This is a genomic window from Sphingomonas sp. Xoc002 (assembly GCF_050408055.1).
Classification (GTDB): domain Bacteria; phylum Pseudomonadota; class Alphaproteobacteria; order Sphingomonadales; family Sphingomonadaceae; genus Sphingomonas; species Sphingomonas yabuuchiae.
In genome coordinates, this window is the sequence record NZ_CP191175.1 from 1,182,151 (window position 1) to 1,196,779 (window position 14,629).

The 14,629-nt window shown below is 64.8% G+C and carries 7 protein-coding genes; all 7 read right to left on the reverse strand.

The genetic code is table 11. The annotated features are described in order from the left end of the window. Positions 1-3 precede the first annotated feature (3 nt). On the reverse strand, positions 4-1,128 hold the full coding sequence (locus ACQR50_RS05485; protein ID WP_428970111.1) for an acyltransferase family protein: 1,125 nt from the start codon (positions 1,126-1,128) through the stop codon (positions 4-6). After that, positions 1,125-3,437 (reverse strand): alpha-N-acetylglucosaminidase, encoded by a 2,313-nt coding sequence (locus tag ACQR50_RS05490; protein WP_428970112.1) that lies wholly within the window; start codon positions 3,435-3,437, stop codon positions 1,125-1,127. The genes ACQR50_RS05485 and ACQR50_RS05490 overlap by 4 nt, the downstream gene beginning before the upstream one ends. Positions 3,438-3,508: 71 nt before the next feature. Next, positions 3,509-6,238, reverse strand: a complete 2,730-nt coding sequence (locus tag ACQR50_RS05495) for a TonB-dependent receptor (RefSeq protein WP_428970113.1) — start codon at positions 6,236-6,238, stop codon at positions 3,509-3,511. 480 nt (positions 6,239-6,718) lie between these two features. Continuing rightward, positions 6,719-9,505, reverse strand: a complete 2,787-nt coding sequence (locus ACQR50_RS05500) for a TonB-dependent receptor (RefSeq protein WP_428970114.1) — start codon at positions 9,503-9,505, stop codon at positions 6,719-6,721. A 533-nt stretch (positions 9,506-10,038) separates the two neighbouring features. Beyond that, on the reverse strand, positions 10,039-11,025 hold the full coding sequence (locus tag ACQR50_RS05505; protein ID WP_428970115.1) for a FecR family protein: 987 nt from the start codon (positions 11,023-11,025) through the stop codon (positions 10,039-10,041). After that, complete coding sequence (locus ACQR50_RS05510) at positions 11,022-11,525, reverse strand: RNA polymerase sigma factor (RefSeq protein ID WP_428970116.1); 504 nt, start codon at positions 11,523-11,525, stop codon at positions 11,022-11,024. The genes ACQR50_RS05505 and ACQR50_RS05510 overlap by 4 nt, the downstream gene beginning before the upstream one ends. Before the next feature lie 148 nt (positions 11,526-11,673). Next, positions 11,674-14,403: a TonB-dependent receptor gene (locus ACQR50_RS05515; protein WP_428970645.1), complete on the reverse strand. Its 2,730-nt coding sequence runs from the start codon at positions 14,401-14,403 to the stop codon at positions 11,674-11,676. Positions 14,404-14,629: the final 226 nt, after the last annotated feature.

Sequence of the window (14,629 nt, forward strand, 5' to 3'; positions counted from 1 at the left end):
GCCTCAGACTTTGAGAATGATCCCCTTGCGATCCAGCACCCACCCGAACGCGCAGCAGATCAGCGTATAGGCCAGCGCGCAGAGCAGCGACCCGACCGGGCCCGGCGCGACCGGCTGAAACGCGTTGAGGCCGACCCAGCTGTAAAGTCCCTCGCCATCGACATGGATCAGCTCCAGCACGACGACGAGCAGCTCGGAGAACAGATAGATGGCGAGCGGATTGCGCCCCAGCATCTGGAGGAAGGACCGCCCGACCTTCACGCCGCGTATCTCGACCAGCCACAGCACCGCGCCCAGCAGGATCAGGTCGATGCCGACGGTCAGCGCGACGAAAGAGCCGGTCCACAATTTCTTGCCGATCGGCAGCACCGGCGACAGCAGCAGCGCCACGACGACCAGCCCGGCCCCGATCGCTGCCAGCCGCCCGACGGTCACCGCGTGCTTGCCCCAACGCTGGATGGCCAGCCCCGTCAGATAACCCGCGATGACATTGGCGGTGGCGGGCAGGGTGCCGAGCAATCCTTCGGGATCGAAGCCATGGTCCCTTTTATACAGATGCTCCGGTCCGATCAGCCACAGGTCGAACAGCGTACCCGCATTCTTATACCGCCCGAACGCCTCGCCCGCCGGGCTGAGGCCGACGAGGATCGCCCAGTGCGCGACGACCAGACCGATCGCGACCATCACCAACTGGCTGGGCTTCAGATAGCGCGCGCACAGCGCCCCCAGCAGATAGCAGAGCGCAATGCGTTGCAGCACGCCGGTCAGCCTTGTGTCGGCAAAGGGCTTGGCAAGCCAGCTGCCGTCCGGCTGGTGGGTGACGAAGGGGAACCAGTACATCAGCACGCCGAGCAGGAAGATCAGCGCGGCCCGCTTGAACACCCGGCGCAGGAAGACATGCTCGGGCATCGGCCGGGTCAGCGCGAAGCTCATCGCGTTGCCGACCGCGAACAGGAAGCTGGGATAGATCAGATCGGCCAACGTGAAGCCGAACCACGGCGCGTGCTGCAACTGGGTGAAGGCCCCGCCCGCGCCCGCCGTGTTGACCACGATCATCAGGAATATGGTCGCGCCCCGGAACATGTCGAGCGAGGCGAAACGCTCGGGTCTGGCGGTTATGGTCGTCACCGGGCGGTCTCCTGCATCAGGGCGCGGGCCTCGGCCACCGGGTCGGCGGGCGCGCTGGCCTTGTAGGGGCGGGGATCGGCGACCCAGGCCTTTTCCCAATCGAGCAGCCTGGCCGTGAACGCGGCATCGTCGACCGGCCGCTTGGCAAGTGCGGCGGCGCGCGCCTCGGCCAGATAACGGGTCCAGCGCGGCAGGTAATAGTCGGCATACATGCCCGCCCAGGCCTTGGACGCATAATCGCCCAGATGGCCGCGGCCGCCCCAGATCGTAACCTGCGCCTTGGCATTCTGTTCGTAGGCGGTCTTCTCGGCGGGCGTATCGCCATAGGCCCGCGCATCGGCGATCCAGCTGGCGAGGCTTTCCTGCTGTCCGCCGATCAGATGGTCGATGGCAAGGGCCAGCGCCTTGACCCGCGCCGTCTCCCGGTCGCCGGTCGCGACATCGCCCTTCCGATAGGCGGCGACGGCGGCCTTTACGCGGTCGTCCAGCGACAGGCTGGCGGCGTGGCGGGTCAGGTCGACCAGATCATAGCGGTAGAGCGGGCTTGCACCATAGGCAGGCGCGAGCTTGAGCATTGCGGCGATCCCGGCACGCAGCTTGGCGCGGTCGCCCGGTTCGGCGGGATAGGTCGGCGCATCGGCGGCGGGGCGCTTGAAGAAGAGATACGCGCCCGCCCGCTCGTTCCACCAGCGCGGCGTCCAGTAGCGCACGTCATAGGCACCCGCGACCACGTCCTGCCACGCCGCAACCATCGCCGGATCGCTCCGGCCATAGCGCGCGGCGGTATAGCGGCTCAGCCAGGGGCCGAGACCCATGTCGCCGCCCGGCCAGGCCACGTCATAGGCATAGTCGTAGATCAGGCTGTTGCTGTGCAGTCCTTCGGGGAACATGCCGAAGCCGCGCACATTCCCGCGCCCCTTGTCGGCGAACATCGCCGCCACGTCGCGGCGATAGAAATCGGGCGCGCCATAGACCGGGTTGCTGCCGCCATAATTATGGACATAGCCGTAAACCCAGTTCTTGCCGTCGAAGCCGTTCGTCGTCTTCCAGATGCCGGGATAGCGGTCGTTGCCGATGTCGAGGATCAGCATCTTCTCGTCCGGCACGTCGCGCAGGAAGGCGGCGATGGCGTCGGGCGTCCAGAATTTCTTGTCCGCCCCGAACAGCCAGCCCTGCATCACCCAGGTCGCCCCCGGCGCGGCGGCGGCAATCGCGGCGTAGAGCCGCTGGCCATAGGCCGCCAGCCGCGCGTCGCGGACTTCGCGGGGCAGAGCGGCCGCCTTGGTCGCCGCGTCCAGTGCAGGTGTGTTGGCCGTCGCGTCGCCATAAGCGGCATTCGCGGTGTCGCTGCCATCCTTGGCGATGGGCGGCACCATCTCGTTAAAGGCGTCGGCCAGATAATATCGCCCCGGCCCGTATTCGGCGGTGTAGAGTTGCAGGAAACGCTTGGCGAGCGGGGCGAACAGCGGATCGGAAGGGTCGAGCCAATAAGTGCCCTCGAACCCTTCCCAGGATCGCATCTTGTAGATCCGCGCCTTGGGATGCGCCTCGGCAAAGGCCTTGGGCACATACCCGGCAAAGGCGGGCAGGATCGGCGTCATGCCCAGGTCGCGCATCCGGGTCAGGATACGCTTTTGCAATGCGTGCTTCTTGTCGATCCACCCGGTGGGCAGGGGCGCGCGATAGCCCTCGATATTGCCCATGCGCTGCCACGGCAGAAAGGCGGGGCCGGAGAAATGCTGCGCCAGTTGCGCCTCGCTCAAGCCTTGCTCGCGCCACAGCTGGCGCCAGACATAATCCTGCCCCTCCATGGCCAGCGGCATGTCGACGCCGTGCACCGCCATCGCGTCGATCTCGCGCTCCCAGCGGGCCCAGTTCCACCAGGGCGTCGTATAGCCATAGGTGCAGGTGTTCAGATAGGCGCGGATGTTGAAGGGCGAGGAGATCCAACCGCTGTCGCCGGGCGTCAGGCGGGTCATCGGACCGACGCGATCGCCCTCCCAGCTGACCGACAGCCGCCCTTGCGCATTCAGCACCGCCGCCGCCCCGCGCACCGCCGCGACGGGCGAGGATGCCTCGACCTTCAACCGGTCATGATCCACCCGGACCCGGTAGCGGGGCGCGGTCGAAGGCTGGATCGCCACCGAAACCTGCCGCTCCGGCACGCCCAGCCGCCGGAGCGCGGCGCGGGCGGCCTGTCCGCCATCGCCCTGGGCATGGGCATGGGCATGGGCATGGGCCGCCGAGGTGGTGACGAACAGGGTGCCGATCAGGCCGAGCGCGGGGAATAAGGTCTTCACGGGCGGCATTGTCCTCAAGGAAACCCCGAAAGGAAAGGGCGAACCGACCGTCCGGCCGACCCGCCCCCCACTCGGGAAGATCAGAACCGCGTCGACACCGACAGATAGAAGGAGCGACCATAGAAGCTCGTCTCCTGCCAGATCGCGGGATTGTTGTTGTAATAGGCCTGTTCGCGGCTGTTGTTCAGGTTGATGATCCCGGCCGCGAAGCTGAGCGTCTCGTTCGGCGTATAACCCGCGCTCAGGTCGAACTGGGTACGGCCGCGCACCGTATGCCCCTCGGTCGCGAAGAAGCTGTCCGCGCCGTTCTGGACATAGGAGCTGCGGTAATTGGCCGATAGGCGCAGGCTGAAGTGCCGGTTTTCCCAATAGGGCGTGATGTTGACCGTGTCCTTCGACAGGTTGCGCACGGTAAAGCCGGTGCCGATCGCCACCTGGGTCGGGATTACGCGGGTGTAATTGGCCATGAAGCCGAAGCCGTCGACGGGCAGGATGCGGTCGAGCGACTGGTTCCAGCTGAACTCGACGCCCCGGATGCGGATGATGCGCGGGTCGTTCGACGTCTGGGTCACGTTGTAGATATTGCCCGAACTATCGACGCAGTCGCCGCTCGACGCGCGGCTCAGCGTCGTGCCCCGGAACGAGGCCGGGCAGACCAGCGACGAGAAGGTGCCGTTCTTCACCCATTTGTAGAAGCCGTTGACCGAAATCGCACTGGCCGCGCCATAATACCATTCGGCACCCAGATCGATCTGATCGGCGGTCAGCGGCTTCAGCCCCGCCTGGCCCAGATCGACGGTGACGGTGTTGGTCCCGGCGGGGAAGGTGTTCGCCACCGACGAGGTCGTCTGCGCCATCGAGGTATTGGCGTCCAGGATCGGGCGGACCAGCACCTTGGCAGCTGCGAAGCGCAGTTGCAGCTTGGAGGTCGGCTCCAGCACCAGGTTCAAATTGGGCAGGACGTTCTGATAGTCCTGGCGCGAGGTATAATCGCCGATCTTGTTGGTGACGTTGGTATAGGATCCGGTGCGCGGGGCGGTGATGTTGCCCTTCACCACCTGCAACGTATGCTCGTACCGCACGCCGACATTGCCGCGCAGCGGCGCGTCGAACAGCGTCGTGTCGATATTGGCCATGGCATAGACCGCCGGGATATAGCGATCGACGGTATAGCTGGATTCCGGCGCGGGCAGGTCCGGCACGCTGATCCCGGCCCCGGCCAGCGCCTGGCTGTACGCGCCGATATCGGGCGCGATCCAGCTGGTCGGGATGCTGCCCATGCCGTTCAGGAAGCCGCCGACCGGATAGCTGCTGCTCGACAGCGCCGGGAAGACGGTGGCGGTGGCGCCGGGGCGGTTGGGCAGCGAGGCAAGGTCGTGGCGGCCGACATCGCGCACGAAGCTCTCATGCCGATATTTCGCACCGACCGCGAATTGCGAGATCGGGCCCAGCGACACGTCCTTGGTCACGTCGCCCTGTCCGGAGATTTCCTTGCCCGTCGTCCGGCGGGTCGCGCCGACCGGAAACTCGTTCCGCACCAGCGTGGAGCGGTTGTAGAGCGCCGGGTCGGTCAGATTGGCCGCCACGCTGTACTTGACGTTGAACGGATCGGTGATGTCCAGCGTGGCCGAGGGGATGGTGACGCCCAGGATCGCGGCATCCTCGCGCGAATAGGCATGGCCGCGCGTATAGTTGCCGACCGCGCGCGCGGTCCAGCCATCCTCGCCCCGCCACTTGGCGCTGAGCGTGTAGCCCTGGCTCGACAGCTTGCGGGTTTCCTCCTGGCGGTTGTTCTCCAGCGTGAAGTTGGTCGCGGTGGTGACCATGGAGGCGCCGTTCGCCACGCTGACCGGAGTCAGGCGTGCGGTGTTGAACAGGAAGACCTGCTGGTTGACGTCGTAATGCGTATCGTCACGCGCATAGATGGCGTTGGCGTCGATCTCCCACTCCTCGTTAGGCCGCCACTGCACGCCGCCGCTGCCCATGATCTGGTCGATCGAGCGGTCGATCCGGCGATAGCGCGGTCGGCGGGGCACGGCGATCGTCGCGCCGTTCACGTTCTGCGTCGCCCAACGGTCCTGGAACAGATAGTCGGCGCGATCCTTCAGCTTCTGATAGCCGAGGTTCAGGTAGACGCCGAGCGTCCCGCCCGCGAGCTGATCGACATAGCTGGCGCCGAATTTGGGCGTGATCGCGCGGCCCGCATATTCGGAATTCTGCGCCTTGGCCGACAGCACGACTTTCCGCGTCTTGTAATCCAGCGGCTTCAGCGTGTTGATGTTGACCGTGCCGGACAGGCCGCCGCTGTCCATGTCGGCGGTCGGCGACTTGATGACCTGTACGGCATTGGCCAGCTCGGTCTGGATGATGTCGTAGCGGAAGCCGTCGGTGAAGTCGGCGCTCTTGAAGGTCTGGCCGTTGACCGTGGTCAGGGCGTATTGCGGGCCCAGGCCCCGGATGCTGATCGTCGCACCGCGCCCGTTGATATTCTGCATCTGCACGCCCGAGATGCGCTGGATCGATTCGGTGATGTTCTGTGCCGGGAACTTGCCGATATCCTCGGCCGAGATGCCGTCGCTGACCCGGATGTCCTTGCGCTTGGTGGCGAGCGCCGAGGCGATGCTCTGGCGATAGCCGGTGACGGTGATCTCATTCTGGCCGTCCTCGGCCGCCGCCTGGGCCGTGTCGGCGGTGGGTGTGGTCTGTGCCAGTGCGGGCGCGGCCCCCGCGACCGCCACCAGCCAGGCCGTGCCGCGAAGCAGGGCCGTGCGCGTCGGGTGTGGTTTCTCGTTTCGTTGCGATACAGTCATGGTCTTCCCCCCAAGTCGACCGGCCCCCGACATGGCACCGGACGTCGAATCCGATGGGACGATGCCGCCGTCGCGCGGGCAGGGGGGAGCATCGGCCGGGACGGCAAAACCGTGCCCGAGCCCGTCGAGCCGGACCCATTGCTTGCGTCGAACCGCGTCACCTTCCACCGATCACCGTCACGGCCCCCGCTGCATTTTGCAGTCGTGGCGGCGCGCATCGTTGATCGAAAACGTCTTCCTGCTTCGCGATGTTGTTATCTTATGGTCTTATCGGTGACATGGAATGGTCTGACCTGTCAACGGTTGCAGTTCGCCAATTGGTCAAGATTATTGCGCTTGAGTGGAAGCAGAAAAACCGTTCCAGATCAGCGGCATGGGGTCTATTCCGAACGACAAAAAGCCGCCTCATGGGCGGCTTCCGTCCCAAAAAAATGAAGGGCGGTCCGGCCCGCACGGCCGTCCGCCCTCCAGGGGGGAGGTTCAGAAGCGTGTCGACGCCGAGAGGTAGATGGTGCGACCCGTCCGGCTGGCGAGCTGGAAGGTGTTCGCGTTGGTCTGGTAGGCGTCTTCGTGCGTGTTGTTCAGGTTGATGATGCCCGCCGTAAAGCTGAGATAGCTGGCGGGATTGAAGCCCAGTGCCAGGTCCATCTGGGTGCGCGGGCGCACCACATGGGTCAGGCCGCCATTGACGAAGAAGCTGGAGGCCGCATCCTGCACGTACGAGCTGCGGTGATTGACCGACAGCCGCACGCTGAACGTCTCGTTCTCCCAGTACGGCGTTAGGTTCCAGGTCAGCTTCGACAGGTCGCGCAGGTTGAAGCCGGTGCCGATCGCGCTGGCATCGGTGTCGACCACCGTGACGTTGCCGACCGCGCCGAAGCCCTTCACGGGAAGGATCGCATCGAAATTCTGCGACGCGCCCAGTTCCAGCCCCTTGATATGGATGACCCGGTCGTCGTTCAGCACCCGGCTGAAGCTGTAGTCGGTCTTCAGGTCGGCCGACTGGCAATCGCTGACCACGCCGTTCAGCGCCACGCCGTCGAACGAGCCGGGGCAGTAGAATTGGGTGAAGGTGCCGTTCTTCACCGCCTTGTAGAAACCGGCCAGCGTGATCGAATTACCCTTGCCGTGGTAGAATTCCAGGCTGAGGTCCAGCTGGTTGGCGGTCAGCGGCTTCAGGCGACTTTCGCCCTGCGCCACCGAGACGCTGGGGCGCAGGCTGGTGGTGACGCGGCTGATCGTGTCGGCCATCTGCGTCTGGCTGTTGAGCAGCGGGCGGACCAGCACCTTGGCGGCGGCGATGCGGGCGACCAGGCGCGGCGTCAGGTCCAGCGCGAAGCTGGCGCTGGGCAGGACATTGCCATAATCCTGCACGACATGCTGCTGGCCCAAAAGGGTCGCGTCGCTGCCGGTGCCGTTGGTCAGGCTGCTGGTGACGTTCTGATGGGTGTGTTCGTAGCGGACGCCGACATTGCCGCGTACCGGCAGGTCGAACAGCGTGCCGTCGATATTGGCCATCGCATAGACCGCCGGGATATAGCGATCGACCTTGTAGGTGTTGGGCCAGTCGGGCGTGTCGGGCACCGAAATGCCCTTGTCGCGCAGGATCTGCTGCCACAACGGAGCATTGACCGACAGGAAGCTGTGCGGGATCGACATCGATCCGCCCAGGAAGTTGTTCACCAGCACGCCGGTCTTCGACAGATCGGGGATCCAGGCGAATTCAGGATAGGTCACGGGATCGCTGACATCGGCGTCGCGGTCGTGGCGATACGCCTTGGTGTCGAAGCTTTCGTGATGATATTTCGCGCCGATGACCAGCGCCTTGATCCCGTGCCAATCGAGATCCTGGGTCAGGTCGGTCTGGATCGCGCGGTCGCGGGCCGACTGGATATGCGTCGCGCCGTCGACAAAGGCGTACCAGGTGCGGTTCGCCATATTGTAGATCGACCCGTCGGTGAGGCTGGCGGTGTTCCAGCGGACGTTGAACGGATCGGATATGTCGAGCTGGCCGCCGTTCGCGAAGCGCACCTCGTCGATCGTCGCCCATTCGTACAGCTTGGCATCACCCTGCGTGTAATGTCCGACCGCATGGATATGGGTGGTGTCAGTCGGGCTCCAGTTGACGGTGCCGGTATAGGCCTGGGTCTGGAGGTTGCGCAGTTCGGGCTGGTCGTTGTTGTCGACGTTGAAATTGCTGATCGAAATCTTGTCGGCCACGCCGTTGGACGTGCCGTTCACCGTCACCGCCGAGGCGGCCCAGCGGCCGAAGACCATCTGGCGCGTGTCGTAACGGGTATGGTCGCGCGAATATTCGCCCTGCAACAGGACCTCGAAATTGTCCTGCGGCTTCCACTGGATCGCGCCGCTGCCCATCAGCTGCTCGGTGTCGCGGTCGATCCGGCGATAGCGCAGATTGCCCGGCACCTGGACATTGGCGGCCCCGGCCACGGCACCCGGCTGATACCAGTTCTTGATGAACAGATAGTCGCCGCGATCCTTCAGCTTCTGATAGCCGACATCCAGCATGACGCCGATCGTGTCGTCGGCGAAGCGCTTGATATAAGCCGCGTTGACCTTGGGCGTCGCGTCCTTGCGATAGTCGGAATAATAGCCCTTGATCCCGGCGATGAAGCTGGGGCCCTTATAGGCGAGCGGCTTGACCGTATCGATGTTGACCGTGCCCGCCAGGCCGCCCGTATCCATATCGGCGGTCGGCGACTTGATGACCTGGATCGCGCTCGCCAGATCGGTCTGGATGATGTCGTAGCGGAAGCCGTCCTTGAAGTCGGCGCTGGCGAAGGTCTGGCCGTTGATCGTGGTGCGGGCATATTGCGGGCCCAGGCCACGGATGCTGATCGTCGAGCCACGGCCGTTGATGTTCGACATCTGAACGCCTGCGATACGCTGGATCGCTTCGGTGATGTTCTGGGCGGGGAACTTGCCGATATCCTCCGACGAGATGCCGTCGGTGATGCGGATGTCGTTGCGCTTGGCGGCGAGGGCGGAGGCGATGCTCTGGCGATAGCCCGTGACGGTGATCTCGTTCTGCGCATCGGCCCCGGCGGTGTCGGCCTGGGGCGTCGCCTGTGCGGCATCCGAGGCGGCGGCGATGCTGGTGGTGGAAGCGGCGGCGGGGCCGCTGGTCTGCGCCATGGCGGATGCGGCGATCATTGCCGAAGCGGCCCAGGCCATGGTGAAGGCCGTCGTGTGAAGCAGGCGTTTGCGCCGAAGACGCGACGCGTCGTGGCACGGTGACATGGTCATGCTCTTCCCTCCCTCTGATCCCGGCGCGGGGCAAACCACGCCGGACTTCCCCGAGACTGTGCCGGAAAGGCCTTTCGCGACCGGCGGAAAGCAGGGGGCGTCGGCGGCCGGAACGGGGTAAGCGTTCACGGACCGAGATCGGCCGTCTCATCTGCTGCGTCGGGACGCGGAGCCTGTCCGAAGTCCGCCGTCATAAGGGTCGCCTGATCCTTTGGACCATGTGCGACCGCCACGCCGAAAGACCGAATATTTCTTCGTGCATCGCGGTGTTGTAATCTTATGGTCTTATCGGTGACATGGAATGGTCATGCCTGTCAACGGTGCCAAAAATGGTTTCAGGCAAAAATTGGTCAGGGCAGTCTTGGATTGGAAATAACCAAGATATTACAGTGCGTTACATGTTATGAATATTTTGTCATGAAGGGTCTTCGGCGGCATATCCGTGCCGATCCGGCCTGCCGTGGACGCAATAAGCCGACTGCTGTAACGTCGAGTCTGAATTGGTATTGCGCCTATTGGTTGGGCCAATTGGCCTATTTGATCCGGCCGGTGCGCGACACATGGATGGTCTGCCCATCATCCCTGACCGACAGATCGAAGAGCGCACCGATCAGCGTCAGGCTCTCGACCGGCGTGTCCAGTCGGAACCGGCCGTTGAACGTCTCCTCCGCCAGGGCCGGATCGGCCAGCCGGATCGGTCGCGTGCTGTAACGGCCCAGCCGGGCGACCGCATCGCCCAGCCGGATCCGGTCGCCGCTCAGCCAGCGGTCCTGCCACCCCTGATAGCGGGCGACGTCGAAGTCGTGCACGACGATCCGCCCCGCGCCTGCCTCCGCCCAGTGGCCGCCGGTCACGACCACCGCCGCCTGACCCGGCACGGTCAGCCGCACACGCCCGCGATAGACGCGAAGCTCGCTATGCCCCGCGCCGCGATCCACGCTGAAATTGGTGCCTAGCGCGACCATCTGGCCCTCCGGCGTGGTCACGGCAAAGGGGCGGGCGGCGTCGTGCCGCACCTCGAACCGGGCCGCTCCGCTTTGCAGCCGCAGGTCACGGCCGTTGCCTGAAAAGGCGATGGCGACCCGCGAGTCCGCATCCAGGGTCATGTCCGAGCCATCGGGCAGCGCCACCTGGCGCTGCTGTCCGACCGTCGAGGCATAGACCTGCTCGACCGTCGCTGCGTCCGGGGTCGCGACATGCCAGACGATCGGCGCGGCGATGATGGCAGCCAGCCCGGCGGCGAGGCCCATCGCCACCCGGCGGCGGCGCACCGTCCCCGATGCCGCCCAGCGACGCGGACGTGCGCGGGGCGGGGGGATGGCCATGTCGCGCGAGGCCAACTCGACCACATCGAACAGCGCCGGATCGCCCAGCAACCGCACCATCCGCGACAGCGCCGCGCGGTGCCCGGGCGCCGCGTTCAGCCACGCGCCCAACTCGGCCCGTTCGTCGGGCGACAGCGTATCGAGGCGGTCGGCCCAGTCGGCGGCCTGCTCCAGCATGGTTTCGCGATCCGTCATGCGAGGCGACCTCCCCGGACGGGCAGGTCGTCGATACAGCCGTCCAGATCGATCATCGCGCGGACCAGATGCTTCTTCACCGCTTCGATGCTCAGGCCCATGTCCTCGGCGATCTGCTGGCGCGACTTGCCCTCCAGATGCCGTTCGACGAAGACCGCGCGGCGCTGCGCGGGCAGGCGCGACAGGGCGGCCTGAAACCGGTCGTAACGCTGGCGATAGTCGAGTATTTCATCGGCCAGCGGCAGGGCGCAGGCGATTTCGGGATCGACCGGCGCATGATGCTCGCCGCCGCGCCGCCCGCGATTGTAGATGACCGAGTCGGCTACGCGAAAGCCATAGGCGAGCGGCTGGTCGATGACCTGCTTCCGCTCCTGCTCGATGACCCGCATGATCGCCTCCTGCACGATATCCTCCGCCTGTTCGGGTTCGCGGATCCGCCTGAGGACATAGGTCAGCAAACGCTCGCGCCCCTCCGCGATCCAGGCGTTCGCGGCGGTCATTCGGTCCCGTTCAGGAAGAGCCGGTTGCATCGCATCCGGGGACAATCCTCGTCGAAAAAACACCGCGCCGGCCCGTGACGGGCCGACGCGGCACAGGGGGCCCTTGATATCCCGCACGGGCGGGACATCAAGGGCGTTGGGATCAGGGTCAGAACGTGACGCGGATACCGCCCAGCAGCGTCGAGCCCGAACGGGTCACGACGTACAGACGCCGGGTGCTGTTTGAATATTGCCGCTCGCGCTGGTTGGTCAGGTTGATGCCGTTCAGCGTCAGCTGGACGTTCTTCGTGACCGAATAATGCGCCGACATGTCGACATAGACCGTGCCCTCGAACCCGGTCACGTCCTGGTCCGGCCCCAGCGCCGTCAGCACCGGCGAGGCGCTGAAGATATAGCCGCTGCGGTAATTGGCCGAGACGCGGGCGTCGAACGCCTTGTCCTGGTAATAGAGCGTGGCGTTGGCGTTGTACTTGCTCAGGCCCTCCAGCGTCGTCGGGATGCTGCCTGCATAGATCTTCGAATAATCCAGCCGCGAGTCGACATAGGTGAAGTTCACCGCCGTCCCCAACCGGTCGAAGGGGGCGGGCAGGAACTTGAAGTCGGTCTGGCCGGACAGCTCGATACCGAACAGGTTGGTCTTCGCCAGATTGACGGGGCGCGAATAGCTGTCGACCACCGTCGATCCGGTCACGCCCGGATAGAGATTGTCGGGCAGGCCCGTCTGCGAATAGGGCACGTTGTTGACCGTCTGGGTCGAGATATAGCCATCGAGGTTCTTGTAGAACAGGGCGGCGGCGACATAGCCGACCGAGCCGAAGTAATATTCGGTCGAGATATTATAGTCGTTCGACTTGTACGGGCGCAGGTTCGGGTTGCCGATCGACACGGTGACATTGCCATTGTCGTTCGTCACCGAGCCGTTGACCGCCAGCGCGCCGAGCGCCGGACGGTTGATGTTCTTCGACGCGGCGAAGCGCAGCATCAGGCCGGGGTTCAGCTCGAAGATCAGGTTGGCGGCGGGCAGCACGCCCTCATATTCGCCGCGCACCGTGACGGGGCCGACATTGGCCGTGCCGTTCGAGGTGACGGTGGTGCGATAATAGCGCGCACCGATATTGCCGCGGAAGGGAATGCCGCCCAATATGTGGTTCCAGTCATACTGGACGAAGCCCGCCGCCGTCCGCTCCTCGACCGCATAGACGCCGATCTTGTTGGTCAGATATTGCGACCGGTCGATTCCCAGCGTCTGGAGCATCTTGGGGAAGTTGACGATCGTCCAGTCCTGGCCCGAATAGCCGGTATAGGTCTGGGCATAGGCACTGGGGTTGGCGTTGACCTTGCCCGACACGAAGCTGCTGGTCAGGATATTGTCCTGTTCGGCATAATAGCCGCCATTGGCGAAGCGACGCCATTCGCCGCCCACGCTGATCGTGTCATCGGCGCTGAACTTATAGTCGAAGCGGCCCTTGACGTTGTCGAACGCCGAATCCTGGAAGGTGTTGTTCGCGTACAGGCGCTTGGCGTGCCAGAAATTGGGGTCGGCCGTGTTGAACTTGTACGTGTTGACCAGCGAATAGGTGCCGCCGCGATAGTCGGAGATGACGTCGCCGAACCCTTCGAGGGTGAACTTGTCGTTGACCGGCATGTCGTAGCGCGAACGCTCGACACCGCCCAGCCAGGTGAACTTCAGGCCTTCGACCAGCTCGGCATCGCCGCTCAGCACGACCTGCTTGAAGACGTTCTTGGTGTTCTGGACGCGGGTTTCGGTCGACGCCTTGCCGCCCGACACGTCGAGATAGGTCACCTCGTTACGGTCGTTCCACTGGATCGCGTTGACGCGCGAGTTCGGATAGACGGTGCCCGCAAAGGTCTCGCCGCCGCCCAGCCAGGTCGAGCTGCCGCCGCCGCGCGAGGCGAGGTGGGTCTCGAACCGGTCGCCCTTGAACTGGCCGTACAGCCCGTCGAGCGTGACATGGACCTTGTCGGTCGGCGCCCACTGGATCGACGAGGTCAGGCCGATCCGCTCCTGCTTGCTGTCCCACACCGACAGGCGGTTGCCGCGCGCGAACAGCAGGTCGCCCGAATTGATCTTGGCCTGCTCGGCGGCGGTCAAGGCGCTGATGTTGCTGCCGTTCGCGCGGTTGCGGCGCCAGCGATAGGTGTCGAAACCTTCCTCACGGGTGTTGCGGCGGCTGTAAGCACCCGACACCAGGATGCCGAAATTGCCCCAGTTCTTGGAGATGAGGCCGGTCAGGCGCGGCTGGAAATCGCGGGTCAGCGTGTTGCTGCCGCCCTGCGCCGACAGCGCGATCTTGCTGCCCTTGTAGTCGAAGGGGCGTGCGGTGAAGAGGCCGACGGTGCCCGCCAGACCGCCCTCGGTCTGCTGCGCCTGGTACGACTTTTCGACATCGACATGGTTGAACAGTTCGGCGGCGAACAGGTTGAAGTCGAAGGCGCGGTCGCGCGTGCTCTGGCCGCGGCTGTCCTGTGGCGAGTCGACATTGCCCAGCACTTCCATGCCGTTCAGCTGGACGCGGGTGAAGTCGGGGCCCAGGCCGCGCAGGGAGATGCGGCGACCTTCGCCCGCTTCGCGGTTGATCGCGACGCCCGGCAGGCGCTGCAGTGCCTCGGCCAGGTTCAGGTCGGGGAAGGCGGCGATGTCGGAGGCCGAGATCGAGTCCTTGATGATCGTCGCGTCACGCTTCGAGTTGCGCGCCTGCGCCAGGCTGGTGCGGTATCCGGTGACGACGACATCGCCCCCCTCGTTGGTCGCACCGCCGGTGGCCTCGGCCACCTGTTCGGCCTGATCCTGCGCCAATACCGGCTGCGCGACAAACAGCGCGCTCGACGCCAGCAACAGCGTCCGCTTCGTTCCCATCACTTCAAACCCCCAAAAGACAAATGGCTCGTCCAGCCATAAGGACGATCGCGGGGAAGACGGGGGGCGCCGCCAAACGGGGACAAGGATTTTTGTAAAAGTTTTAAGACATTTATGGCGTTTTTGTTACAAGTCGGGTCGGGCTTGTCTTGGGCATTGAAAGTTTTGAAAGACCCTGTCCCCGATAGGCGGCCGACGGGCTCTTGGGGGCATTGGTCCAAGTCTT

Coding starts and splice junctions, on each gene's coding strand:
- ACQR50_RS05490 (WP_428970112.1), bottom strand. CDS start 3,437: ATGCCGCCCGTGAAGACCTTATTCCCCGCGCTCGGCCTGATCGGCACC.
- ACQR50_RS05495 (WP_428970113.1), bottom strand. CDS start 6,238: ATGACTGTATCGCAACGAAACGAGAAACCACACCCGACGCGCACGGCC.
- ACQR50_RS05500 (WP_428970114.1), bottom strand. CDS start 9,505: ATGACCATGTCACCGTGCCACGACGCGTCGCGTCTTCGGCGCAAACGC.
- ACQR50_RS05505 (WP_428970115.1), bottom strand. CDS start 11,025: ATGACGGATCGCGAAACCATGCTGGAGCAGGCCGCCGACTGGGCCGAC.
- ACQR50_RS05510 (WP_428970116.1), bottom strand. CDS start 11,525: ATGACCGCCGCGAACGCCTGGATCGCGGAGGGGCGCGAGCGTTTGCTG.
- ACQR50_RS05515 (WP_428970645.1), bottom strand. CDS start 14,403: ATGGGAACGAAGCGGACGCTGTTGCTGGCGTCGAGCGCGCTGTTTGTC.